We start from the raw sequence: 24,823 nt of genomic DNA, 5'->3' as shown, positions 1-24,823 counted from the left end.
GCTGCCTCACACGAAGTCGACGTATTTGTTGAAGGGCATTTCACGAATGCGCTGGCCGGTGGCCGCAAAGATCGCGTTGCCAAGCGACGGGGCGGCGACAGGGACAGGTGGTTCTCCCACGCCGCGCATTTTCGGCTGGTTCTCCAACCCGCGCACAAAGATTTCAGGCGTTTGATAAAGCCGCATCGCTTCATGCGCGTGATAGTTGGTTTGCAGCGCCATGCCGTCGGAGTAAGTGATTTCCGAATTCATCGCATGTCCCAAACCAAAGACTACGCCACCTTGGACGAGGTTTTCGAAATTGACAGGGTCGAGTACGCGACCGACGTCTAGCGCGATCCAGACCTTATCGATCTTGATGAAGCCGTCATCGTTCGTGACCTGAACGACCTGCGCCGTTGGAACACCGAAGCTTTCGACATAGGCTACGCCACGACCTTGGTTCGGGGCGAGTTCGCCGCCCCATGACGACATCTCTCCAACCGTTTCGAGTGCGATCCGCGACGGTTCGTGATCCATCAGACGAATGCGTTCTTCAAGTGGGTCAGCACCTGCGGCGTGGATGGTCTCATCTAGGATCGTGTCAAAGATGAAACCTGCGCCATTCGCGCCAACAGCCCGCCATGAAGAGACTGGTGCCAACTCTGGCGCGCGATAAGCCCGCATGCGGTAGTTGTCGAAGCCGTAAGGGTTGTTCCATGCACCCGCTGCGATCTGGCTGTCGGGCCCTGGCAAGCCCTGCCCAAGACGACCGCCTTGTGACGCAAGAACTGAGGGAGAGGAAACAGCCACATCAAGACCTACTACCTTTCCGTCAGCGTGAACGCCGGTGCAGCGACCCATGCTGATATGGCGCGGGAAATCGTGGGCGAAGTCTTCTTCGCGGGAATAGGTCATTTTGACCGGTGTCCCTTTCATTTCCATCGCGACTTCGACGGCCTGCTTGATATGCTCAAACTCAAGCCGGTGGCCAAAGCTGCCCCCCATGAATTGGTTGTGAAAGGTGACTTGCTCCGGCTCAATACCTGCGACTGCCGCAACTTGTTGCGTCAGGAAAATCGGCATCTGGTGGCCGGTCCAAATTTCAACGCCGTCATCGGTGACTTTGACGATGGCATTCATAGGCTCGAGCGGCGCATGGGCCACGTAGGGAGAGCGATACTCGGCCTCGACCTTCTCACCTTCAACGGTTGTGACGTCGCCGTCATTGCGCCATTCGCTGTCGAGGTTTTCCTCGCCGAATGAGTTTTCCAGCGCCGTCCAATGGGCGTCTTGCTCTGCCGGGTAGGGGGCTGGGCCCCAATCAAATTCAACAGCTCGGACGGCTTGGATTGCGTACCAAGTGTTCGATGCAACGGCGGCGACGCCGTTTGTGATTGGAAAAACCTTTTCGACGCCGGGTAAGGCTTCGGCCGCAGTCGCGTCAAAGCCCAGCATCTCTCCGCCTTGGCGGGGGTTCACGCAAACAGTGGCGAATTTCATGCCGTCGACCGACAGGTCTGCACCGTACATCATAGTGCCAGTAGATTTTGCGACGATGTCCAGCCGCTCCATCGGCTTGCCGAGATATTTCCATTCGCTTGGATCGCGTAGCGGCGTATCTTTGATCGGCGTGATATCAGCAGCGTCTGCGGCGAGGTCTGTATATTTGAGCTCAGACCCGTCCGGCAAAATCACCTTGCCAATCTCAGTTTTAAGATCGGACACCGGAACACCTGTTTTTGCGCTGGCGGCTGCTTTAAGCGTTTCACGCGCCATTGCACCCGCTTCACGCAGTTTCACGTAGCTGTCGGGCATGGAGGTCGAGCCACCTGTGCCTTGCACCTGGGCAAGTTTGGTGATGCCCCCAACAATACCGCGCATGGTTTCGGCCATGCGGCTGTCGTCTGTCGACATAAACGGAACACCTTCTTCGGCGAAACCACGGTTCCAATAGGCTCCTGACGGTTCGCCGAAGCTGACATCGAAGTCGCCCCAGTCGAGGTCCATCTCTTCGGCAATCAGCGCCGCTTGGGTAGACAGAACCCCTTGGCCTTTGTCGCCATGCGGAGCGATAAGCGTGACTTTTTCGCTATCGATCAAAACCCAAGGGTTGAATGTTGCTTCGCCTTCTTCGAGCGTGGCGACGAGTGGGTTTTCAGGTTCTTGACGCGCTGCGAAAATGCCGAAGGCGACACCGCCAGCAATGGCGCTGGACCCGATAAGGAACGTGCGGCGAGTGATGCTTGATACAATGCCCATCTTTATGCCTCCCGAATTTTAGCGGCGGCTGTTTTCACAGCGGCGCGGATGCGTGGGTAGGTGCCGCAACGGCAGAGGTTTCCCGACATGACTGCGTCGATGACGTCATCGCTTGGGTCTGGGTTGAATTCCAACATAGAGGCCGCTTGCATGATCTGACCGGATTGGCAGTAGCCGCATTGGGCGACCTGATGTTCGACCCAGGATTCTTGCACTGCATGCAATGTTTCTGGATTGCCAATGCCTTCAATTGTGGTGACATCGCCATTCAAGTCCCCAATGGCGACCTGACAGGAGCGGACGGCTTGGCCGTCAACATGCACGGTGCAAGCACCGCACTGCGCGATACCGCAGCCATACTTGGTGCCGGTCAGTCCGATTTCATCTCGTAGTACCCAGAGCAGGGGCATATTCGGGTCGACTTCGACCTCATGCTCGGTTCCGTTCACAGTCAGCTTCATGGGATCCTCCCCGTTATGCGTGGCGCGACAATTTTACATTTGCGGTCATAATGTCAAATTTGACAAATCAACGCAAGTTGTAAAAAAGGGGGGTATGGGAAAGAGTGACGATATCATCGTTGAATGTGCCATCGCGATCATTTCGCAAGGTGGGTACAAAAAAACGACAATGGCTGATTTGGCCGATGCTGCGGGTGTATCGCGGCAAACGCTCTACAATAAATTTCCTAACAAAGAAGAGGTTTTACGCGCGGCGGTTCGGCATGCCCACGCAACTGGGCTGGCTGAAATGAAACGGCAGTGGTCGGAAGCGGAGTCTGTAGGGGACAAGTTGGAGGCCTTCTTCCAAATTGGTCCGCTAAGTTGGTACGATGCGATCATCGCCTCACCCGACTCAGCGGATTTGATCGAAGGCGTGAACACCCATGCCAGCGATTTGATGGATGAAGCCAACCAAGGTTGGATGGAAACGCTGACTGAGTTGTTTGTACCTTACGGTGACGTGTTGGGCGAGAAGGGGACCAGCGCAGACACTTTAGCGGATTTTGTCTTTGCGACGGGTGTGTCCGCGAAATACAACGCGACATCGCGCGATCAATTGGTGAAGCGACTGGCGACACTAAAGATCGCCACTCTTACCTTGTTAGAGGCTTAGGTCGTGTCGCCTACCGTGTTCCCGCCCACGCCGACACCTTTGGTGCCCGTTGTCAGTAGGGCCGAAATGTTCCCTGTCGGCCGGATTTTTTGTGTAGGTCGGAACTACGCGGCCCATGCCGCGGAAATGGGCAATACTGTTGACCGTTCAGCGCCTTTCTATTTCACAAAATCGCCTGCCTCAGTGGTGTTAAGTGGCTTGGAAATTCCGTTTCCCTCAATGACGAGCGATTTGCATCATGAGATGGAGTTGGCGGTCTACTATGGCGAAGATGGCATTTTCGGCTACGGCTGTTCACTAGACCTCACGCGGCGGGACTTGCAAGCCAAGGCCAAAGAAAAGGCGAAGCCTTGGAGCGTCGCAAAAGATTTTGAGAATTCGGCTGTTCTTGGAGCGATCACAGAAGCAGGCGACGTAGGGTCAATTGGAGCCCAGTCGATCCAGCTCCATGTGAATGGGGAGATCCGGCAAGACGCGTCGTTGGCGGAGATGATCCACGATGTTCCGGCAATCCTATCTGATCTGTCTCAATACTATCAGTTGCAGGCGGGCGACGTGATTTTGACGGGTACGCCCGCTGGTGTCGGCCCTTTGTTCCGAGGGGATCATGCGGTTGGTCGCATTGAGGGGCTTGAGCCTGTGGAGATACGCATCCAAAGTTAGCCCGAATAGATGAGGGTTCAGCATGAAAATTGACGGACAGCTTGCAATCGTAACCGGTGGCGGTAGTGGACTAGGCGCTGCGACGGCGCGGTATCTAAACGGGCTGGGCGCACAGATCGCAATTCTGGACTATGATGAGACGCGCGGAGCGGCTGTTGCGTCTGAAATTGGTGGACGGTCTTATCAAGTTGATGTGTCGAATGCGGAGGCTGTTGGCGCCGTAGTAGATCAGGTTTCGTCTGATTTTGGAGCGGCTGCTCGTATTGCTGTAAATTGCGCAGGGATTGCACCTGCGGCCCGCGTCGTTGGGCGCGAAGGGAAGATGTCGACCGACATTTTTGAGCAAACTTTACGAGTGAACTTGATGGGAACCTATAACGTGATGTCCCACACCGCCCGACATATGCAAATGCTTGACCCCGAGGACACTGGCGAGCGCGGTGTCGTGATCAATACGGCGTCCGCGGCGTACCAAGACGGTCAGTTGGGGCAGGCGGCTTATGCAGCCTCAAAAGGGGGCGTTGCGGCGATGTGTTTGCCGGTGGCACGAGAGTTCGCGAAAACAGGCATACGCTGTGTGGCGATTGCACCAGGCCTGTTCCGCACCCCGATGATGGAAGCGCTGCCGGAAGAAACGACCGCTGCAATCACGGCGAACATTCCTTTCCCTGATCGCTTGGGCGATCCTGCTGAATTTGGCCAAATGGTCGCGCAGATCGTCGAAAACCCTTACTTGAACGGAACAACGATCCGATTGGATGGAGCGGTGAGACTGCCGCCGCGATAAAAAACGAATTTTTTGTAGGCTGGTTTGTCGGTCTCGACGTTCTTTGTTCGTCTAATGGGTACAAGAGCGTGGTGCTCTTGGTTTTAGAAAGGAAAAACCAAGCAATTCATTTGTCTTATCTATTCTGCCCCAAACTCTGGACCTCAGCCTGGAACACCTGAATTCGGAGGTTTCATGAAGGCCTACGGAGACTTCACCCAAAAGGTGCGGGACGAAGGCAAACTTGTTGCGGGTGATGCGCTTCAAGGCGTTGAAACAGCCACAACAGTTTCAGTTCGCAACGGCAAAACCGAAACAATCGACGGCCCATTTGCAGAAACCAAGGAACAACTTGGCGGGTATTATCTACTGGATTGCAAAGACTTAGATGAAGCAATCGAATATGCCGCTATGATCCCAACGGCGGATTATGGGCGCATTGAAGTCCGGCCGATTGTGGTATGGGACAACTGAACAAAAGTTGAAGAAATAGGAACGATGTCGCCCTCGCTTTCCCCTGAACGGATCATAGAACGAACCATTCGGGAAGAACGGGGGCGGATCCTCGCGTCACTTGTAGGGAGTTTAAACGATCTTCATTTAGCGGAAGACTGCTTACAGGATGCTGTCCTGTCCGCCATGTCGCACTGGCAACGAAACGGGTTGCCAAGATCTCCGGCGGGATGGCTTATAACGGTCGCGCGTCGAAAGGCACTCGATAAGCTTCGACGGGATCAGGTTTTTTCAAAGAAACAAGCTGAAATTGCGCTCCTCTTGGAGCTAGAGTCTCGCAATTTGGATGAAGTGATGTTCGATGCCATTCCGGACAGTCGATTGGAGCTGATCTTTATTTGCTGCCACCCTTCTCTGGACACAAAGAGCCAAGTCGCGCTGACCCTGCGCGCGTTGGGAGGACTGTCAACTGAGGAGATTGCGAGTGCTTTTCTGGATACGCCTCAGGCGATGCAACAGAGGATTACCCGTGCGAAACGAAAGATCGCGCAAGAGAAAATACCCTTTGTCGTACCAGAGCGGTCTGAACTTCCGGAACGGACCAAAACAGTTTTGAGTGTAATCTATCTCATTTTCAACGAAGGATACTCTGCGACGCAAGGCGCCAGCGCGCATCGAAAAGACTTGACCGATGAGGCTATTCGGTTGGCGCGTATTTTGATGGGCTTGCTACCAAACGACACCGAGGTGGCAGGACTACTAGCGCTTATGTTGTTGCATGATTCACGCCGAGTGGCGCGAACCGATCATGATGGCAACTTGGTTCCCTTAAAGGAGCAAAATCGCAAGCGTTGGAATCAAAGCAAGATCGTCGAGGGTACTGAAATTCTGGAAAGAGTTTTGCCGCTAAAACGAATTGGGCCCTATCAGTTACAAGCGGCAATAAGTGGTGTGCATGCAATGAGTAAGACTTGGGAGCAGACCGACTGGTCAGAAATAGCCGCACTCTATGATCTGCTCTTCGACATTCAACCATCGCCGGTGGTGCGAATAAACCAAGCTGTTGCTATATCTTATGCATCTTCTCCAGAGGACGGTTTGAAACTGCTCAGAGACGTTAGCGAGGTGGCAAAAATTCAAAAGTATCAACCGTACTTTGCCGCGCTTGGTGACCTGCAGGAACGCGCAGGCCAAATTACACAAGCGCGGGAAAACTACCTGCAGGCAGTCAATCTCTCTGAAAATGCTGCGGAACAAGAATTTCTAAACGCCAAAATAGCGCAATTGGGGGGTTAGTAATCAAAAGAACGCCGATGTGCTTTCGTGCCGGCGTCTTTTGAATCTTAGGCGAAAACCAATGGCAGTCCCTAGGGGAATCGAACCCCTCTTTCCAGGTTGAAAACCTGGCGTCCTAACCGATAGACGAAGGGACCGCGCTTGGTGAGGCGCTTTTAGGGAATGCCGCTGTTAAGGGCAAGAGGGTTTTTTGCAAAAAGTGACGGCTTAATGCGCGCGCGCTGCGTCTTCGAGGCGCAGTTGTGGGGACTTGCGGCCTTGCCAGACGTTGACGTCCAGACGACCGGCCAAATGGAAGCGCGCTCCGCCGTGATTTAGCAGTTCTTGACCCATCGGTCCGTCCACCGTGTTGAAGGCAATGGCGTCGAGGCGCGCGCCCATGCCGTCACCAAATGCCACTTTGAGGTGGTTGGTGCCGACCTCTTTAGCAAAGAGAATTTGGCAATCGGGGAAAGCGAATCGTGGGGCGGGGGCTCCTGCGCCGAAAGGGCCTGCTTGTTCGAGTTGTTCGATCAGATCGACGGTAACGGCACCGGGCATGAGGATGCCATTGAGGGTGAGGTCTGAAGGGCCAAGTTGGCCTGCGCCTTGTTTGTCGAGCAGGTCTGCAAGGCGGTCCATTGCAGCGTCCAATTTGCCTCTTTCGACGGTCAGACCCGCGGCCATTTTGTGCCCACCGCCTTTGATCAGCAGCCCTTCTGCGGCAAGGCGTTGGATGGAAGCTCCAAGGTCGATGCCCGAGACCGAACGGCCGGAGCCCTTGCCTTCGTCGCCAACAAGACCGATGACGATTGCTGGGCGGTTGGTGGCCTCTTTCAAGCGCGAGGCGACGATACCCACAACGCCGGGATGCCAGCCTTCGCCTGCGGCCCAAACGAGCGGTGCATCGAGGCCGCGATCCGTGGCTTGTTCCAAAGCGAGGTCGCGGACTTGGTTTTCGATCTCGCGCCGTTCTTTGTTCAGCTCATCAAGCCGGGCCGCGATGTCTTTTGCTTCTTGCGCATTTTCGGTTGAAAGCAGTCTTGCGCCAAGGTCTGCTTTCCCAATGCGTCCGCCTGCGTTGACACGCGGACCGAGGAGGAAGCCGAGGTGGTAAGAATTTGGCGCGGAGTCCATGCCTGCTTCATCTGCGAGGGCGGTTAGGCCGATGCGTTCGCGACGGGCCATGACGCTAAGACCTTGGCGGACAAGCGCACGGTTGACGCCGATGAGAGGGGCGACATCGGCCACTGTGGCAAGGGCCACGAGATCGAGCATCGCTATGAGATCGGGGCCTTGGTGGCCCGCTTCTCGCAGTTGGCGGTTGGTTTCGACCAGCATCAGGAAGGTGACGGCGGCCGCACACAGATGGGCGAGGTCGCCGTCTTCGTCTTGCCGGTTGGGATTCACGATAGCCTTTGCATCGGGCAGGGTTTCACCGCCCAAGTGGTGATCGAGCACAATGACATCAGCGCCCTTGGCAGCGTCAATGGGGCCGTGGGACAGCGTGCCGCAATCCACGCAGACGATCAGGTCGTGGTCACGGGCGAGGGCAGACATCGCCTCGTCATTGGGGCCATATCCTTCGTCGATCCGGTCGGGGATATAAAGCGTCGCGCGGCGGCCCATTTGCCGAAGCCAATCGATCAGAAGGGCGGCGGAGGAGCCGCCGTCAACGTCGTAGTCAGCGAAAATCGCGATGTTTTGCCTTTCGCGAACAGCGGTTAGGAAACGGCTTGCAGCGCGTTCCATGTCTTTGAGCGATCGTGGGTCGGGGAGAAGTTCGCGCAGTTTCGGTTCAAGAAATCCTTCGGCTTCTTGCGGCTCGACACCGCGGCGCACCAAAGTGCGGCACAGCGGAGCGGGCAGGCCGGTTGCCTGTTCCATTGCATTGGACAGTCGGTCTTCGGCGCCTGTCGGGCCGACCCAGCGACGATCTGTTAGGGAGGCGTCGACATTCAGAAATGCGGGTGGATGTTGTGGGTCGCTCATAGAATGCCACAATATAGAGAGGGCGCAGCCTTGGCCACGCTCTCAGAAGATTATCCACAAGATAATTTAGCGCGTTGGGTTGCGGTAGGTCATGCGCCGGACAGAACCGGTCTTGGAACGCATCAAAACAGTCTCTGCGGTGACTGCGCCGACCTCGCGTTTGATGCCAGGCAGCAGCGATCCGTCGGTGACGCCGGTGGCGGCAAAGATGACATCGCCTGTGACCATGTCGTCGCGAGTATAGACACGATCAAAGTTCGAGATCCCTGCTTTTTCGGCGCGACCGCGTTCATCGTCGTTGCGGAACGTGAGGCGGCCAAAGATTTGTCCGCCCATGCATTTCAACGCGGCGGCCGCCAAAACGCCCTCTGGCGCGCCACCGAGGCCCATGTACATATCAATGCCGGTGGTCGCGGCTTCGGCGCAGTGCATCACACCAGCGACGTCGCCGTCAGTGATCAGCCGGATCGCAGCGCCGGTGGAGCGGATTTCCTCGATCATATCTTCGTGGCGAGGACGCTCCAGCACGCAGACGGTGATGTCATTGGTGGAACAGCCTTTGGCGGAGGCTAACGCCGAAACTCTTTCGGCGGGGCTCATATCCAAAGTGACCACGCCGGGACGATAGCCGGGGCCGACAGCGAGCTTTTCCATATAGACGTCTGGGGCATGAAGCATGGAGCCACGCGGACCCATGGCAATCACAGCCAAAGCGTTTGGCATGTCTTTCGCCGTCAATGTCGTGCCTTCGAGCGGGTCGAGTGCAATGTCGACGCCGGGGCCTGTGCCTGTTCCGACTTCTTCCCCGATATAAAGCATCGGCGCTTCGTCGCGTTCGCCTTCGCCGATGACAACCACACCCGAAATATCCAAGCTGTTGAGCTGCGTTCTCATCGCGTCAACGGCTGCTTGGTCAGCGGCCTTTTCGTCACCGCGCCCGATCAGTGGGGCGCAAGCGATGGCGGCGGCTTCTGACACGCGGGCGAGGGCGAGAGATAGGGCGCGATCGTTAAAATCGATAGTTGGGGACATGGGAGGATCCTTCAATAGTCGTCGCCTAGCGGTTAGCGAGGCAATCCAAGCGCCGCAAGGCTGAGCGCGCTAACATAGCCCAAGTTTGGTAAAGAAAGCCGCAACCTGTGTCAGAGGTCAGACAGTTTCGATCCGGATTGCTACGGGGGCGCCCTCGATCAGACCTGTTGTGCTAAACTGTTGAATTGCTTCGTCCACAGCGGTGCGTGTGGTTTTGTGGGTCACAATCAAAACCGGTGCGGAGTGATCATCATGTCCGTACTGGCGCATCCGATCGATGGAGATACCAGCGTCGCCAAGGATGGCCGCGATCTTGGCCAAAGAACCGGGTTTGTCGACCAGCTGAATGCGCAGGTAGTATGGTGCTGAAACGGCGGCGCGTGCGGCGCGCGCCTTGACGAGATACTTTGCCGGCTGGCCGAATGTCGAAATACGCACGCCGCGCGCGAGGTCCATGATGTCAGCAATAACCGCACTGGCGGTTGGGCCTTCGCCCGCGCCGGGGCCACGTAGAACGACCTGTTCAACTGCGTCACCCTCAAGAACCACCATGTTTGTGCCGCCTTGAAGTTGGCCGAGGGGCGATGAGGCAGGGACAAGGCAGGGTGACATGCGCTGTTCAAGGCCACGTCCGGTAAGCTGCGCGACACCAAGCAGTTTAATGCGGTAGCCCATATCAGCCGCTTGGTTAATATCCTCGATAGTGACGGAGCCGATGCCTTCCAGTTCCACCGCATCGAAATCCACCTGCGTGCCGTAAGCGATGGAAGCCAAGAGAGCGAGCTTATGCCCAGCATCGATCCCCCCGACATCGAGCTGGGGATCAGCTTCGAGGTAACCCAGCGCATTCGCTTCGTCGAATACCTCTTGGTAGGTCAGACCTGCATCCTGCATCCGCGTTAGGATATAGTTGCAGCTGCCGTTCATCACGCCCATGACACGGTTGATCACGTTGCCGGACAAACCTTCGGTGAGCGCTTTGACAACCGGAATACCGCCCGCAACTGCGGCTTCGAACCGGATCAGTTTGCCCGCCTCTTCGGCGCTTTCCGCCAAAGCTTGGCCATGGATAGCAAGCAAGGCTTTGTTCGCTGTGACCACATCCTTGCCCGCCGAGATAGCGGCCTCAATGGAGTTTTTAGCTGGTCCCTCATGGCCGCCCATCAGTTCAACATAGACATCCACGTCGTCGCGCTGGGCGAGGTCGACAGCGTTGTCTTCCCACGCATATCCGCTCAGATCAGCGCCGCGATCCTTGTCTTTGCTGCGCGCGGAGACGGCGGAAATTGTGATCTTGCGGCCGGAGCGCGTTTCTAACAAATCGGGGTTGTTCTGGACTATTTTGACAAGGCCGATGCCAACTGTCCCAAGGCCTGCAATTCCAAGGCGTAGTGGTGCGGTCATCGGGTCGTCCTATAGATAAGAATTCGTCTGGCGGCGTGTTATCCAATCGCGGCGCGTACCGCAACGGATCATCTGACGCCTTCTTCCATTCGACTACGGCTTTCATCGTCAACCACTGGCCCCCGAAGGGCTTCTGCCGACGCATCCAGTTCGTTTAGGCGGCTTTCGATTTCTGCCAGTGGGAGGGTTGGCTCTGGGCCGATCGCCGCATTGAGCGCTGATATGTTCACCAATGTCGGATAGGGCGCATCGCGTGCTTCCTGATCTACAGTGTCGTCGAGTTCAGGGAAGGGCGCGCAACTGGCGCAAGCAAGCAAAGCAAAGGTCTCGAGAATACGCATGGGTTGGCTGTCCTTTCTGGTTCGACTTATAGGCGCGCAAGCGAATGCTCCACAAGGACAGGAAAGCTGCTTGGCAAATGAACGCTTGTTCAGTTAGCTTGCGGTATGGCACGGCGGCGCGGTTCTCATTCTGACATCACGGGTCCGAAAATTCGGGAAGCCGCATTGCGTTTGATCGCGCAACACGGGTGTGCGGCCGTATCGATGCGCAAGATCGCTGAAGACGTTGGTTTGCAGGTGGGTGCGCTGTACAATTACACGCCCGACAAGCAATCCTTGCTGTTTGATCTGATGGAAACCCATATGGTCGATCTGCTGGCTGAGTTGGGGAAGTTGCCCGCTTTGGACGGGCCAATTGAGCAGTTGGATCAATTCGTCCGGTTCCACATCACTTACCACCTGCCGAGGCGGGATGAGGTGTTTGTGTCCTATATGGAGTTGCGGAACCTATCGCCGGAGAATTTTGAGAGAATTCAAGCGCTTCGATCCCAGTATGAAGGCGCTTTGGAGGCGATCCTAGAAGCCGGAGAGGCCTCTGATGATTTCACTTTCACGGATCGACATATCACGACCCTGTCTATCATTGCTCAACTGACGGGCATCACAAACTGGTATCGAGAAGACGGTCGACTGACGATAGATGAGGTCGCAACGATCTATTGCGACCTCATTCAGCGGTCTGTTGCTAGTGCGCAGGCGTGATAAAGGTGCCGTTGTTGAGGTCGCTGATCGCCTGACGCAATTCGTCTTGTGTGTTCATCACGATGGGGCCGTGCCACGCCACAGGCTCTTCAATTGGCGCGCCTGAGATCAGCAAGAAACGGATGCCTTCGTCGCCCGCTTGAACGGTGATTTCGTCGCCTGTTCCAAAGCGGATCAAGGTGCGGTTGCCCGACATATCGCGGATGTTCACTTCTTCGCCCATGACCTCTTTTTCCAGCAAGACGCCGGTTGGCTTGGACGCGTCGACAAATGAACCGCTGCCCGCGAAAACGTAAGCGAAGGCGCGACGATAGGTGTCGATATTGAACGTCTTTTTGACACCAGCGGGAACCGAAACATCGAGGTACTGAGGGTCAGCCGCAATCCCGTCGACGGGACCGGTTTTTCCCCAGAATTCACCAATGATCACACGCACAGAGGTGCCATCGTCGTCAACAACAGTTGGGATATCCTTGGATTCAACGTCCTGATACCGCGGAGCTGTCATTTTCAAAGATGCAGGGAGGTTCGCCCAAAGTTGGAAACCGTGCATTTGCCCCTTTGAGTTCCCGTGTGGCATTTCTTGGTGCAGGATGCCTGATCCGGCTGTCATCCATTGGACGTCGCCGGCATTCAGATCGCCAGTATTCCCAAGGCTATCCGCGTGGCTGACAGAACCGTCGAGGACATAGGTGATCGTCTCGATCCCGCGATGCGGATGCCACGGGAATCCGGCCTGATAGTCCTGTGGATACTCGTTCCGGAAGTCGTCAAACAACAGGAACGGGTCCAATTCGGTTGGGTCTTGGAAGCCAAAAGCCCGATGAAGTTTTACGCCCGCACCTTCCATCGTTGGAACAGCCTTGCGGGTCTCAGTGACAGGTCTGATAGACATGATTGCTCTCCTTTGAGGCTTAGCTAGAGCGCACGGGGGAAGGCTTCAATGGTCTGATTTGTGCGATGGCGCACAGAGTTGGTTATCTCAGAGAGCTACGGCCGGTAAACTGCGCGCGGACAATCCCATGATCACCGGTTCCGGTGTCCTTATGGTCTTCGCGATTGAGATGGTCATTTACGATCTCGGCCCCTGCAAAGCCCCATTCGCGGTCGCGCGACAAGTCGTAAAGCTCTTCTGAAACGAGGATATGATCCAAGGTTTCCATCCGGTTTTTGTAGATGTGAGAATAGTAGACATCCCGTTCGCTCCGCAGTTGGAGCATCGTAGAAACGCTGTAGAGGCCAACGTCAGACCCCTCGCTTGGACGCCCATCGAGAAGGAAAGTGGGTTGCGCTGTCATAATATTGAGTGTGTTCGACTGGATGCCGTCGTTTAGATCCCCAAGGACGATGGCAGGTTGGCCGCCACCTCTGAGGTAATCATTGAGGATAACACGCAAGGCCGCAGCTTCCGCGGTACGTCTGATCGTGGAAAGGGCGGAGCCCAATGTTGATTGATGGGCGTGATAGAGGTCGGGATCCCTCTTGTACCAATCCTCTGACGAGACCCGCGTGGGCGCCTTGGATTTGAAGTGGCAGACAAAGACCCGGATTGCGTCCTTTGAGCGTGCAGGCTTGATCATGAAATTCAGAACTGGCCTTGAGAATGCATTGACCTCTAACTCAATAGAAGGGGTTTGGTCGTCTTCGCCGCTCGATCTCAGGAAGCATCCTTCAGGGAAAGATGTGATCCACTCTGGGTCGCCCTGAAGCATCTCGTTGCGAACCAGCGCGGCACATTGGATTTTCTGTCCCGCATGACCGTCTGGCATGAGGAGCGTATGGGTGCCGTCTAGGCCAGCTTGCTCGACGGCTTCAGTCAGCGCGTCATTGTGCCAATGTTCTTGAAAGCCCCAAACGTCGGCATCGCCTTGCTTGAGCATTCGTGCTGTCCATTCGATCTTCTTGTCATACTGATCTTGCGTCCAACCGTCTGGGTCGCGGTACATTCGCAGCCCCGGAAGGTTAAGATTAAAGAGGTTGAAGGTCGCAATAGAGAGCTGGCTCGCGGGCATGGCAATGTCCTGACTTTGAAAAAGAAGATCAATAAATGCGAAAACTCTGGCCCTTCAAAACCGTCCTGTAAACAAAAACTGGGCCCAGGTATGGAAATCCATACGAGCTGGTTCGCTGTGGACGGCCCAAGGCTGGTCAGGGCGCTGGAAACACGGTAATGCGGGCGAAACCTCGGTGGAGAACATAATGCACCCACAACTGTCAGATGGCGTCTACGCGCAGCTTGAAGCTGCACCTCCTCGTCGTGGGTTCGCCTATGCTGTGCTATTGGGGCTTGGGGCTTTGTTGATCTATCTGAGTTTCGTCAGCCTCGGCGGTTTTGGCTCCCGCCTTGTTTTGTTGGGTTTCGGCTTGGTGGCGCTTTATGGGGCAGAGAAACTGAGGACTGCGACAGCGGGTCGTTTACTGCTGACAGACGCGGGTATCGAGGATGGGGATGGGCGCGTCCTTGTCGAGTGGAACAACATCAAAGGTGTTGAACGTGGTGCCTTTGCTTTGAAGCCATCCAACGGCTTCACTGTCCACACAAGGGCTTCGATGAGTCGAGAATGGGCCCCTGGCCTTTGGTGGCGCGTCGGAAAGCGGTTCGGTGTCGGCGGCGTTTCAGCCGCCGGAGCCTCAAAATTTATGGCTGAACAGATTGCTTTCAGGCTCGCTCAGAAGCCGAATTAGCACTCTTGAGTGGAGGGGTCATTCCCAACATTATAGCAGACTTGAGTCGTGAAACGCGGACTGATGACTGTGAATGCATTCATTTCGCGACCGGTCATACCAATGTTGAAGATCGGTTCATAGTCGATCCACGTCTCCACAAGGAGGGCCATTTCGCCGTCGTACATGATCGGAATTCGGTCAGTTTCACCCGCGAGATCATCAGTTGTAAGAGCTCCGCGTGAGCCGCGCTCCTTTGACCACGCAACCTGGTATTCGTCGTCATCTTCATTCCAACGAAATGCGGTGACGCGCAATTCTGGATCGTCATCGATGGGCGACAGGAAATCCAATAGGCTTTTTGCGCCGTCTATGTAGGAAGGTGAGATGTAATCGGCCTCGCGACTGAACATATCGGCGATCGTAATGTTGGCTTTGAAGCTGATGGATTCATGACGATACGCGTGAAAGAACTGCATCATTGCAAAGTAGGTCCAAGCAAGGATCGGGAGCATAAGAATGGTTTCAACCGCAACGGCGCCGTCCTCTTCCGATTTCCAATCTTGGAATAACTTTTTAACAAACTGACTGATCATCATTGGAAAGGTTCCATTACATAGGAAGAGGTCGCGACGAGGGCGTAGGCTCCACCGCTTTTCTTTGGAATTTCTTTGCCTAGGCCGGTGGTTGGCATCATCGGATCAAACAAGGCGCAAACACGAAGAACCATGAGTTCATTGTTCAAACCGGGGTTGAAGTTGATCACTGGATTGCCCTGATCTTCGCGGTCAACGCAAGCGACTTCATCTGAGGGCTCGATCCAATTGCGTGGATCAATACGGACCATTTCCAGTCGCAAATTTTGGTCGCAATCAGGGATGATTGAGCCGTAGTCGCAGATCGTTTCGGTCAGGTTTTCGTGCGTAGCAAAGGGGATTTGCCCGATCCGCACTTGACGCACAGTCGCGTCCACTGCGTGTTGGAGAACGACGTTTCGCATCGATAGCACACCGCCTTCATATGCAGAGCCGAAATAGAAGGCGACCATCGGTAGTGCGATGACGAAATCGAGTGTCGCGCTTCCGCGTTCTTCTTTGAAGAAGGTACTCAGTCGGGTCCGAACGGAATTTACGAGACCGATCATAGTGTCAACCTCAGGTCAGTGATCTGATCGGCGATGGCTTCGAAGATCGCAACCAGTTCGTCACCGCTGGTTTCAAAGTAGTGACCAGACGGAGAAGATGCGCAGTTTGACATGGCGGTGCTGTCGATGTCGTTTCCTTCACCCATAGCAACAGCAAAAATGATGATACCTGCTTCCTTTGCGGCGCCGCAAATATTGGCCATCAAGGTGTTGCCCTGATTGGTCGTATATTCGTACTGGCCATAGTAATCCCAATAACGATTTGCGCTGCCGTTAAACTCTTCGACATACATGTCGTAGGGCGTCTTACCCGCACCCCAATGGGCGACCATGCTGGGCGTTTGGTAGAAATTGTCGTACAAAGTGCGGGTACCAACATTCTTCCCGTCGGTCATAACAACGATATATTTTTTGGTATCGCTAGGGTTGTCGTTGTCTCCGAAATTTTCGGGACGACCGCTGAAGGCCGAGTCCCGCATACTTGATGGCAGATTAGAATAAACCGATTGGAAAGATGGATCGAGCAAAGCAGCACCCCACTTCAAACCCAAGAAGATTGAAGTTGTGCTCCTAGGCTCAAATTGGTTGATGGCTGCCTTTAAGGCATCAGCATTCTGTGAAATCGGGATGATCTCTTCGAAGTCTTCCACGGGGCATGTATAGGACGCCCCAGTATATCGCTGAAAGTGCTTCGCCTGTGAATAGCTTGGGCCTACGTTCATCGACGTGGAACCAAAATCCGCTGTTGGAACAACGACGCAGTTTGAGAAATAGTGTCGTCTGTCAATGCCGTAGGCATCGAACAATTCCGCGCCTGCGTTCACGTGCGCTGTGTAGGGAATGAGCGAAACCGAGATTCTATCTTCATATTCTTCCTGAAGAAGTGCATCAACAAACGCTGTGCCTGCATCATGAAGAACGTCCATTTTTGACATACCGAGGCTAGGAACACTCTCGCTCATTGAGCCTGAAATATCCAAGACGAGGGAAACTTCGACGTTGCCGACACCTTCAACAGCAGTCGCAGAGGCTGCAGCCGTCAGTGTTTCCATACCGAGAATGCGGAGGAAATAGGTGGCCATTGTGAGTTCGCAATTCGCAGTGACGCTTCGGAAGTTAGCGCCAGGGATGATTTGAGGATCGGCCGATAGGCAATTCCCGCCTTGAGACTTCGCAACATAATCACGCACAACTTCCGCCGGGTCACGGACCTGATCGAGATCTGCGGCCGCAAGAACTGCTCGATCCACGGCACCTTGCATAATTGTGCGGCGGGATTCGAACTTCATGAAGTCGACCGCCATCCCAGCAACGATGAGCGTCAAAACAATGATGAACATAATGAAGAATGTCATGCTTCCTGATTCATCTTCACGGAAGCGTCGACAGAATTTAGCAGCTTTTTGAATGTGATCGTTCATCGACCCTTCACCCATTTTTTTCATCATACCGTTCCTTACTCATCTCACAGCGCAGGCGCGCAAACACATTTCCCCGTGGGTTTTAGACCACTGGGCTGTGTCTGAAATTTGGCGGGAGTGTGGAAATATCAGCGGTATTAATCCGCCATTTTGAAACGGTCGATTTCCACCGGTATCATTGTTCACAAGTTTGGAAACAATCATCCATTTCCGGTGGAGGTTTGGTGGTTCCCTCTTAACCAAAAACAAAAGTTTTCATTTCGCATAATTTTTGTGCATCGAAATTTTGCTTGGTCTAACATGATTTCACATAGGCTCGAATTCTGAGTCTCTATTTGCAGCAGCAACACAGTTAAAAAAGGAATGCCAAAATGGCTTCTTCATCCTCTCCCAAAGAACCTAGCTTTCGAGAATCCGTCGACATCATGTTCAATCGCGCCGTCGCGTTGATGGGATTGCCGCCTGGCCTCGAAGAAAAGATTAGGGTGTGTAACGCAACATATACCGTTCGGTTCGGTGTTAGATTGCGCGGGGATATTCATACGTTTGTCGGTTATCGATCCGTACATTCTGAACATATGGAGCCCGTTAAGGGCGGCATTCGTTACGCTGGCAATGTCGACCAAGACGAGGTTGAAGCGTTGGCCGCTTTGATGACCTACAAATGTGCCTTGGTGGAAGCACCTTTCGGCGGATCAAAGGGTGGACTTTGCATTGACCCGCGTGAGTGGGATGAGCACGAGCTTGAGATGATCACCCGGCGCTTTGCATATGAGTTGGCCAAGAGAGACTTGATCCATCCGTCACAGAACGTGCCTGCGCCAGATATGGGGACAGGCGAGCGTGAGATGGCTTGGATAGCGGATCAATATCGCCGGATGAATACAACGGACATCAACTCGGCCGCTTGTGTTACAGGTAAGCCACCCAATGCTGGTGGTATTGCGGGACGTGTTGAGGCAACTGGTCGCGGTGTTCAGTACGCCTTGCAAGAGTTTTTCCGTCACCCAGAAGATATTGCAGCGGCGGGCTTGAAAGGCACGCTTAAAGACAAACGCATCATCGTTCAGGGTCTGGGGAACGTTGGTTTTCATGCGGCCAAATTCTTGTCCGAGGAAGATGGGGCGAAGATCACCGGGATCATCGAGCGAGACGGTGCATTGCGTGATGACACAGGTTTGGATGTTGAGGCCGTACGCGCCTGGATCGCTGAAAATGGCGGTGTGAAGGGGTATGATGAAGCACTCTACCTCGAAGAGGGGTCCGCGTTACTGGAAGAAGAATGCGACATCCTTATTCCGGCGGCTTTGGAAGGTGTGATCAACCTGTCAAACGCGGATCGGGTGAAAGCCCCGTTGATCATTGAGGCTGCGAATGGGCCGGTGACCGCTGGGGCGGACGAAATTTTGCGCGACAAGGGCTGTGTCATCATCCCCGACATGTATGCCAACGCAGGCGGTGTGACCGTGTCTTACTTTGAATGGGTCAAGAATCTCAGCCACATCCGCTTTGGCCGGATGCAGAGGCGGGCCGAAGAAAGCCGGCACCAATTGGTCGTGGATGAACTCGAACGTTTGTCCTCTGACACAGGCATCGGTTGGGAGTTGAGCCCTGATTTTAAGGAAAAGTATCTGCGTGGTGCGGGTGAATTGGAACTCGTACGCTCCGGTCTCGATGACACGATGCGCAAGGCCTATCAAGATATGCGAAAGGTCTGGCACAGCCGAGATGATGTGACGGACCTGCGAACGGCGGCATATCTCGTGTCGATTGGGAAAGTGGCTGATAGCTATAAGGCGAAGGGCTTGTAGGCGACGCATTCGGCTTTACCTTAAGTGGGCGCGGGAGAGATTCTCGCGCCTTTTTTTGTTGCCCGTCGTCTCGACTCCTTCCGCACCAATTGGAATAGTAGCCCAATGAGTCTGCCGCCCGGTTTTCTGGATGAATTGCGCACCCGCCTGTCGATGGGACAGGTCGCGGGACGCAAAGTCATGTGGGACAATCGCAAATCCAACCCCGGAAAAGGAGATTTGTGGGCCCCTTGTCCGTTCCATCAGGAAAAGACGGCCAGTTTCCATGTCGACGATAAGAAGGGGTATTATTACTGCTTTGGGTGTCACGCGAAGGGAAACATTTTCAGTTTTGTTCAAGAGACAGAGAATGTTGGCTTTATAGAGGCTGTGAAAATTCTGGCCGATGAGGCTGGGATGCAGATGCCTGATCGCGATCCGATGGCGCAGCAGAAGGCGGATGAGCGCACGGTGCTAGTTGGTGTCATGGAACAAGCGGTGCAGCATTTCCGTTTGAACTTGCAGACAGCGGCAGCGGGTGAGGCCCGCGACTACCTAGCTCGGCGAGGACTAGACGAAGCGGCTCAAGCTCGCTGGGACATCGGCTTTGCTCCCGAAGGCTGGGAAAACCTTCGAACGGCTTTGACTGGCAAAGGTGCAAAGGCAGATGAACTCTTGAAAGTCGGCTTGGTCAAATCGTCTGATAGGGGGCGGGAGCCTTACGATGCTTTTCGAAACCGCATCATGTTCCCGATCCGCGATGCGCGCGGGCGCGCCATTGCCTTTGGCGGTCGTGCCATGGACCCAAATGACAACGCTAAGTATCTGAATTCACCAGAAACGCCGCTATTTGATAAGTCGCGCACGCTATTCAATCATGGGCCTGCGCGGGAAGCGGCGGGCAAGGGGAACCCTCTGATTGTCGCGGAAGGCTACATGGACGTCATCGCCCTGTCGGAGGCGGGGTTTCCGGCGACTGTGGCCGCTTTGGGCACGGCAATTACGGAACATCATTTGCGGATGCTCTGGCGGATCGCGCCGGAGCCGATCCTTGCACTTGATGGCGACACCGCTGGTCTTCGCGCGGCGATGCGTGTGATTGATATTGCTTTGCCTTTGTTGGAGGCAGGACAATCGCTGCGGTTCGCAATCATGCCCGAAGGGTTGGACCCAGATGACCTGCTGAAACAACAGGGCGCGGGGGCGATGCAGAAATTGATCGATGACGCGATCCCGATGGTGAAATTGCTTTGGCAACGCGAAACCGAAGGCAAAACCTTCGACAGCCCCGAACGGAAGGCTGCTTTGGACAAAGCCCTGCTCGACAAGATCAATTTGATCACAGACCTTTCGATCCGCAGCCACTACGGTCGAGCCATCAAGGACATGCAGTGGGAGCTGTTTTCGACCCGCAAGCCGCGGCAACGCTCGTCAACACCAACCCGTCGGGATGGGTACCGCACTCAAGCTGCTTGGCAGCGGGATGTGAAACCGCTCGCCAGCAACAAAGCCTCCGCTTTGGGGGCGGGGGCTGCGCATGAGGATGTGTTGCGAGAGGCTGTGATCCTTGCCACCGTTCTGGCGACGCCGGCGGTTTTGCCAGAGTTCGATGGTGAGTTGGAGATGCTGGAGTTCCGCGATCAGGAACACGCTCAGATGCGGGATGCGATCATTCGCTACAGTATGAACGAGGATCTCAAAGAGGCGGTTTTGCAATCAATGGGACCGGCACCTCTTGAAAAGCTGTTTGGGCAGAGCCATGTGGCGATAACGCCGTCGGTCTTGAAGGCGGGCGACCTTGAAACCGCACGTCTTTGTTTGGCCGGTGAATTCGACAAAATCCGCACGAGCCGGGGCCGTCCAATGGAAATTGCGGACGCCGAACAAGAGATCACAGGCGTCGCTGACGAAGGGCTGACTTGGCGCTTGGCACAAGCGGCAGCGGCTGAGGAACGCAGTCGCAAAATCGCAGGCGGCGATGACGCGGAATACGAAGAAGCCGAAAATGGCGCAAAATTAAACAAAGATGAACGTGGATCACTTAATAATCTGTTGAATCAAATCGACTTTGCAAAAGGATCGAGACGGACTAAGTCTTGATTTAGCTAAGGGGAACGACTGCAACAGAGCCTAAAAATCAGGCGAATGCTGCTTGCGAATCAGTGAATTGCCATATTGATTCGCGCCAATACGAATCACCCGAATCACTCCGGGTACAGAGCCGACGTATTTTAAGGGAGCCGTGCATGGCCGCTAAGGACACCGACGACCGCAAGCCAGATCAAGAAGATGTATCGCTCGACATGAGCCAAGCTGCTGTCAAAAAGATGATCGCTGACGCGCGCGAGCGTGGCTACATCACTTATGACCAGTTGAACGCGGTACTGCCGCCAGATCAGGTTTCTTCCGACCAGATCGAAGACGTGATGTCGATGCTGTCCGAAATGGGCATTCAGGTGACCGAGGAAGAAGAATCCGAAGAATCCACAGAAGAGCAGGGCTCAACCGAGGTTGCGACGGTCAAAGGCCCCGGCGAAGTTGCGATTGCGACGGGTGAAACAGAAAAACTCGACCGCACCGATGACCCCGTTCGCATGTACCTGCGCGAGATGGGATCGGTCGAACTGCTTTCCCGCGAAGGTGAGATCGCGATTGCAAAGCGGATTGAAGCTGGCCGGAATACGATGATCCTAGGGCTTTGCGAAAGCCCGCTGACGTTCCAAGCGATCACCATCTGGCGTGACGAATTGCTCAACGAAGACATTCTGTTGCGCGACGTTATTGATCTGGAAACCACCTTCGGTAACCAGATGGGCGAAGACGGTGAAGAGGAAGAGGTTGTCGCCTCTCCAACCGCCGCTGCCGCCCCCGCTGCCAAGAAAGAAGAAGCGCAGGAATTGGATGCGGATGGCAATCCAATTGCGAATGATGATGACGACGATGATGATGACGCGGCCAACATGTCATTGGCAGCGATGGAAGCATCGCTAAAGCCGCGCGTCCTCGAAACTCTCGATTATATCGCGCGCGACTTTGCCCAACTGAGCGAAATGCAAGACGCGCGGATGTCCGCGACGTTGAACGAAGACAGCAGCTTTTCCGACAAAGAAGAGAAGAAGTACCAAAAGCTCCGCCAAGAGATTGTGGACTATGTGAATTCGCTTCATCTGCATAACAACCGGATTGAGGCGCTAATCGACCAGCTTTACGGTATTAATCGCCGGATCATGTCCATTGACAGTGCAATGGTGAAACTGGCTGACCAAGCTCGCATCAACCGTCGAGAGTTCATCGACGCCTATCGTGGGCGTGAGCTCGATCCAAACTGGCTTGCCGATATGGGCGAAAAGACCGGTCGTGGTTGGCAGATGCTGATGGAACGTTCCACCGACAAGATCGAAGAATTGCGTGGCGATATGGCTCAGGTCGGCCAATATGTCGGCGTCGACATCACCGAATTCCGCCGTATCGTTCAGCAGGTACAGAAGGGCGAAAAAGAAGCCCGTCAGGCCAAGAAAGAAATGGTCGAAGCGAACCTGCGTTTGGTGATTTCGATTGCGAAGAAATACACGAACCGCGGGTTGCAATTCCTTGATCTTATTCAGGAAGGTAACATTGGCCTTATGAAAGCGGTTGATAAGTTTGAGTATCGCCGCGGCTATAAATTCTCCACCTATGCGACGTGGTGGATTCGTCAGGCGATCACGCGTTCGATTGCCGATCAGGCGCGCACAATCCGTATTCCGGTGCACATGATCGAAACGATCAACAAGCTGGTTCGGACAGGTCGTCAGATGCTGCATGAGATTGGACGCGAACCGACACCAGAGGAATTGGCAGAGAAGCTGCAAATGCCTTTGGAAAAGGTCCGCAAAGTGATGAAGATCGCTAAAGAGCCGATTTCCTTGGAAACACCGATTGGCGACGAGGAAGATTCGCAGCTTGGCGATTTCATCGAGGACAAGAATGCGATCCTGCCGCTCGACAGCGCTATTCAGGAAAACCTGAAAGAAACCACAACGCGCGTGTTGTCATCGCTCACCCCGCGTGAGGAACGCGTTCTGCGGATGCGCTTTGGTATCGGAATGAACACCGACCATACGCTTGAAGAAGTGGGCCAGCAGTTCAGCGTGACGCGTGAACGTATTCGCCAGATCGAGGCGAAGGCCTTGCGCAAGCTCAAGCACCCAAGCCGGAGCCGTAAGCTGCGCAGCTTCTTGGATCAGTAATGGCACTGTTTTCGAAGCTTTTTCGTGGGAAGTCCGGTTCTAAAGAGGACGCGGAACCCGTTGTCTACGAAGGCTACCGGATTTTTGCTGAACCAGTGAAAGAGGGATCGTCCTATCGTTTGGCGGCACGGATCGAATTGGATACCGAAAGCGGGATGAAGACCCATGACGTCATTCGGGCGGATACGTTCGGATCTTTGGAAGAAGCAACCGAATGGTCCGTTGCGAAGTGTAAGCAACTGATCGATCAAATGGGCGAACGTCTTTTTGGATGATGCGCCAGCATTGGCGGCCTTTCGTGGCCGTTTTACAAGTGTTGCAGCTTCCGTTTTTTTGACCTGTCTCGGCTCCGCTGCTGTTGCCCAATGTGACGCTGACCAAGAGTTGTATTTCTCGTGCTCTTTCTCTGAAGGCGCTAAGGCGGTTCACGTTTGTGAAAATCCGGCCTCGGTCACGTATCAGTTTGGGCCGACAGGCGAAGCGCCGGAACTGATGCTATCGGAAAACGTTCAGGACGTGGACTATACCCCTTGGCCAGGCATTGGGACGACGATTTGGGAAGAGGTCGTTTTCGAAAGTCAAGACTACCGCTACGTGGTCTATGCGGCGTTAGTTCGCAGTTTTCCTGAGAACGAGACCGACGACATAACCGTGACCCCAACAGGGGGTATCACGGTGTTGAATGGCGAAACCGAAATCGCCAACTTAAGGTGCGACGAGGGAAGTGCAGAGTTCCCGTGGGGCTCCGGCATCTACGACGCAAAGACCTCGCTTGGGTTTTGTTTCGACGTCAGCGACGGTTGGTCGGCTTGCACTCAATAGAACCGAGCGATTTTATCAAGCGGTTTCTTATATTTAGCGACTTCTGGAACAGTCGCGTCTTCGGCGGCATGACCGACCGTTAAGATCATAATTGGCTTTTCAGACGCGGGGCGATCGAGCGCTGCATTCAGGAACTTCATTGGGTTAGGTGTGTGCGTCAACATCGACAACCCTGCCTCATGCAACGCAGAAATCAAGAACCCCGTCGCGATGCCGACGCTTTCGGGCACATAGTAGTTCTTGTACCGCGTGCCGTCTTCGAACTCGCCCCATTTTTGCGCGAAGACCACGATCAGCCAAGGCGCTGTTGTCAAATGCGGTTTTTCAGCGTTGGTGCCGATCGGTTCCAAAGCTTTAATCCATTCATCGTCGGTGCCGCGCGCATAAAACTTGCGCTCTTCAATCTCAGCTTCTTCGCGCACCCTTTGTTTCAGGGCTTGGTCGGAAATTGCTGCAAAGAACCATGGCTGATGGTTCGCACCAGAAGGCGCGCTGCCGGCAGCCATGATGCAATCTTCGATAATCTTTCGCGGAACAGGGCGGTCGGTGAAATCGCGCACCGTATGCCGCTTGCTCAATTGGGTCCGGTACTCGGCGGCACGCGCAATGGCCTCTTCGTCTGAGAGGCTGACGTGGTCAGGCAGCGGAACAGCGTTGTAGGACATATTTCGTTTATCGAGCATCGGGCATTCCTTTTCCGTTGCGGCAAAGTAACCCATCCCAACCATCCCGCGAAAGACAATATCGACGTGATTTCTCTGGTTTTGG

The 24,823-nt window shown here is 54.6% G+C and carries 24 protein-coding genes and 1 tRNA gene; 12 read left to right on the top strand and 13 right to left on the bottom strand.

The window, feature by feature from the left end; all coding sequences use genetic code 11:
• Positions 1 to 6: 6 nt before the first annotated feature.
• Positions 7 to 2,241 carry a xanthine dehydrogenase family protein molybdopterin-binding subunit gene (locus BUA85_RS05825; protein ID WP_072899898.1) on the bottom strand — a complete coding sequence of 745 codons (2,235 nt, stop codon included), beginning with the start codon at positions 2,239 to 2,241 and terminating at the stop codon, positions 7 to 9.
• Between the two features lie 2 nt (positions 2,242 to 2,243).
• Complete coding sequence (locus tag BUA85_RS05820; RefSeq protein WP_072899897.1) at positions 2,244 to 2,702, bottom strand: (2Fe-2S)-binding protein; 459 nt, start codon at positions 2,700 to 2,702, stop codon at positions 2,244 to 2,246.
• Positions 2,703 to 2,796: 94 nt separating this feature from the next.
• On the opposite strand from BUA85_RS05820, the gene BUA85_RS05815 reads away from it, so the two are divergent.
• From BUA85_RS05815 to BUA85_RS05795, 5 genes are all read left to right on the top strand, one after another.
• A complete protein-coding gene (locus BUA85_RS05815; protein WP_072899896.1) occupies positions 2,797 to 3,357 on the top strand; it encodes a TetR/AcrR family transcriptional regulator in 561 nt (186 codons plus the stop codon).
• Between the two features lie 3 nt (positions 3,358 to 3,360).
• Positions 3,361 to 4,020 carry a fumarylacetoacetate hydrolase family protein gene (locus BUA85_RS05810; RefSeq protein ID WP_072899895.1) on the top strand — a complete coding sequence of 220 codons (660 nt, stop codon included), beginning with the start codon at positions 3,361 to 3,363 and terminating at the stop codon, positions 4,018 to 4,020.
• Positions 4,021 to 4,042: 22 nt separating this feature from the next.
• Positions 4,043 to 4,807, top strand: coding sequence for an SDR family NAD(P)-dependent oxidoreductase (locus BUA85_RS05805; protein ID WP_072899894.1), 765 nt, complete (start codon positions 4,043 to 4,045; stop codon positions 4,805 to 4,807).
• Between the two features lie 108 nt (positions 4,808 to 4,915).
• Complete coding sequence (locus tag BUA85_RS05800) at positions 4,916 to 5,260, top strand: YciI family protein (RefSeq protein ID WP_072899893.1); 345 nt, start codon at positions 4,916 to 4,918, stop codon at positions 5,258 to 5,260.
• A gap of 24 nt (positions 5,261 to 5,284) precedes the next feature.
• Positions 5,285 to 6,535 (top strand): RNA polymerase sigma factor, encoded by a 1,251-nt coding sequence (locus tag BUA85_RS05795; protein WP_072899892.1) that lies wholly within the window; start codon positions 5,285 to 5,287, stop codon positions 6,533 to 6,535.
• A gap of 62 nt (positions 6,536 to 6,597) precedes the next feature.
• On the opposite strand, the gene BUA85_RS05790 is transcribed toward BUA85_RS05795, so the two are convergent.
• From BUA85_RS05790 to BUA85_RS05770, 5 genes are all read right to left on the bottom strand, one after another.
• A tRNA-Glu gene (locus tag BUA85_RS05790) sits at positions 6,598 to 6,672 on the bottom strand.
• Positions 6,673 to 6,742: 70 nt separating this feature from the next.
• Positions 6,743 to 8,506, bottom strand: coding sequence for a single-stranded-DNA-specific exonuclease RecJ (gene recJ, locus BUA85_RS05785; protein ID WP_072899891.1), 1,764 nt, complete (start codon positions 8,504 to 8,506; stop codon positions 6,743 to 6,745).
• A 66-nt stretch (positions 8,507 to 8,572) separates the two neighbouring features.
• The gene (gene glpX / locus BUA85_RS05780; protein WP_072899890.1) at positions 8,573 to 9,538 is read right to left on the bottom strand and encodes a class II fructose-bisphosphatase; all 966 of its coding nucleotides are present in this window, start codon (positions 9,536 to 9,538) and stop codon (positions 8,573 to 8,575) included.
• A 117-nt stretch (positions 9,539 to 9,655) separates the two neighbouring features.
• The gene (locus BUA85_RS05775) at positions 9,656 to 10,942 is read right to left on the bottom strand and encodes a homoserine dehydrogenase (RefSeq protein WP_072899889.1); all 1,287 of its coding nucleotides are present in this window, start codon (positions 10,940 to 10,942) and stop codon (positions 9,656 to 9,658) included.
• A 68-nt stretch (positions 10,943 to 11,010) separates the two neighbouring features.
• Positions 11,011 to 11,283 (bottom strand): hypothetical protein, encoded by a 273-nt coding sequence (locus BUA85_RS05770; protein ID WP_072899888.1) that lies wholly within the window; start codon positions 11,281 to 11,283, stop codon positions 11,011 to 11,013.
• Between the two features lie 105 nt (positions 11,284 to 11,388).
• Between BUA85_RS05770 and BUA85_RS05765 the strand changes: the two genes are divergently transcribed.
• Positions 11,389 to 11,985, top strand: coding sequence for a TetR/AcrR family transcriptional regulator (locus tag BUA85_RS05765; protein WP_072899887.1), 597 nt, complete (start codon positions 11,389 to 11,391; stop codon positions 11,983 to 11,985).
• Here BUA85_RS05765 and BUA85_RS05760 read toward each other — a convergent pair.
• The gene (locus BUA85_RS05760; RefSeq protein ID WP_072899886.1) at positions 11,969 to 12,880 is read right to left on the bottom strand and encodes a pirin family protein; all 912 of its coding nucleotides are present in this window, start codon (positions 12,878 to 12,880) and stop codon (positions 11,969 to 11,971) included. The genes BUA85_RS05765 and BUA85_RS05760 overlap by 17 nt on opposite strands.
• Before the next feature lie 82 nt (positions 12,881 to 12,962).
• Positions 12,963 to 13,997 (bottom strand): endonuclease/exonuclease/phosphatase family protein, encoded by a 1,035-nt coding sequence (locus tag BUA85_RS05755; RefSeq protein WP_072899885.1) that lies wholly within the window; start codon positions 13,995 to 13,997, stop codon positions 12,963 to 12,965.
• A 187-nt stretch (positions 13,998 to 14,184) separates the two neighbouring features.
• Here BUA85_RS05755 and BUA85_RS05750 point away from each other — a divergent pair, with 187 nt between their 5' ends.
• A complete protein-coding gene (locus BUA85_RS05750) occupies positions 14,185 to 14,670 on the top strand; it encodes a hypothetical protein (RefSeq protein ID WP_072899884.1) in 486 nt (161 codons plus the stop codon).
• Here BUA85_RS05750 and BUA85_RS05745 read toward each other — a convergent pair.
• The 3 genes from BUA85_RS05745 to BUA85_RS05735 are packed head-to-tail and all read right to left on the bottom strand — an operon-like array spanning position 14,667 to position 17,238.
• Positions 14,667 to 15,248, bottom strand: a complete 582-nt coding sequence (locus BUA85_RS05745; RefSeq protein ID WP_072899883.1) for a TadE/TadG family type IV pilus assembly protein — start codon at positions 15,246 to 15,248, stop codon at positions 14,667 to 14,669. The genes BUA85_RS05750 and BUA85_RS05745 overlap by 4 nt on opposite strands.
• Positions 15,245 to 15,793 (bottom strand): TadE/TadG family type IV pilus assembly protein, encoded by a 549-nt coding sequence (locus BUA85_RS05740; protein ID WP_072899882.1) that lies wholly within the window; start codon positions 15,791 to 15,793, stop codon positions 15,245 to 15,247. The genes BUA85_RS05745 and BUA85_RS05740 overlap by 4 nt, the downstream gene beginning before the upstream one ends.
• Complete coding sequence (locus BUA85_RS05735; protein WP_165611589.1) at positions 15,790 to 17,238, bottom strand: TadE/TadG family type IV pilus assembly protein; 1,449 nt, start codon at positions 17,236 to 17,238, stop codon at positions 15,790 to 15,792. The genes BUA85_RS05740 and BUA85_RS05735 overlap by 4 nt, the downstream gene beginning before the upstream one ends.
• Positions 17,239 to 17,585: 347 nt before the next feature.
• Here BUA85_RS05735 and BUA85_RS05730 point away from each other — a divergent pair, with 347 nt between their 5' ends.
• The 5 genes from BUA85_RS05730 to BUA85_RS05710 all read left to right on the top strand — a co-directional run bounded on the left by BUA85_RS05730 (position 17,586) and on the right by BUA85_RS05710 (position 24,055).
• The gene (locus tag BUA85_RS05730; protein ID WP_072899881.1) at positions 17,586 to 19,025 is read left to right on the top strand and encodes a Glu/Leu/Phe/Val family dehydrogenase; all 1,440 of its coding nucleotides are present in this window, start codon (positions 17,586 to 17,588) and stop codon (positions 19,023 to 19,025) included.
• 105 nt (positions 19,026 to 19,130) lie between these two features.
• The gene (dnaG, locus tag BUA85_RS05725) at positions 19,131 to 21,104 is read left to right on the top strand and encodes a DNA primase (RefSeq protein WP_072899880.1); all 1,974 of its coding nucleotides are present in this window, start codon (positions 19,131 to 19,133) and stop codon (positions 21,102 to 21,104) included.
• Between the two features lie 146 nt (positions 21,105 to 21,250).
• Positions 21,251 to 23,233, top strand: coding sequence for an RNA polymerase sigma factor RpoD (gene rpoD, locus BUA85_RS05720; RefSeq protein WP_072899879.1), 1,983 nt, complete (start codon positions 21,251 to 21,253; stop codon positions 23,231 to 23,233).
• The gene (locus tag BUA85_RS05715) at positions 23,233 to 23,508 is read left to right on the top strand and encodes an HlyU family transcriptional regulator (RefSeq protein ID WP_072899878.1); all 276 of its coding nucleotides are present in this window, start codon (positions 23,233 to 23,235) and stop codon (positions 23,506 to 23,508) included. The genes rpoD and BUA85_RS05715 overlap by 1 nt, the downstream gene beginning before the upstream one ends.
• Positions 23,501 to 24,055 carry a hypothetical protein gene (locus BUA85_RS05710; protein WP_072899877.1) on the top strand — a complete coding sequence of 185 codons (555 nt, stop codon included), beginning with the start codon at positions 23,501 to 23,503 and terminating at the stop codon, positions 24,053 to 24,055. Before BUA85_RS05715 ends, BUA85_RS05710 begins: the two co-directional genes overlap by 8 nt.
• Here the strand turns inward: BUA85_RS05710 and BUA85_RS05705 are convergent.
• Positions 24,049 to 24,738 (bottom strand): nitroreductase family protein, encoded by a 690-nt coding sequence (locus BUA85_RS05705; RefSeq protein WP_072900436.1) that lies wholly within the window; start codon positions 24,736 to 24,738, stop codon positions 24,049 to 24,051. The two genes, BUA85_RS05710 and BUA85_RS05705, sit on opposite strands and share 7 nt — an antisense overlap.
• Positions 24,739 to 24,823 lie beyond the last annotated feature (85 nt).

The sequence above is a fragment of the Cognatiyoonia sediminum genome, from assembly GCF_900129845.1.
GTDB classification, from domain to species: Bacteria; Pseudomonadota; Alphaproteobacteria; order Rhodobacterales; family Rhodobacteraceae; genus Cognatiyoonia; species Cognatiyoonia sediminum.
This window is presented reverse-complemented; position numbering and strand designations above follow the sequence as displayed.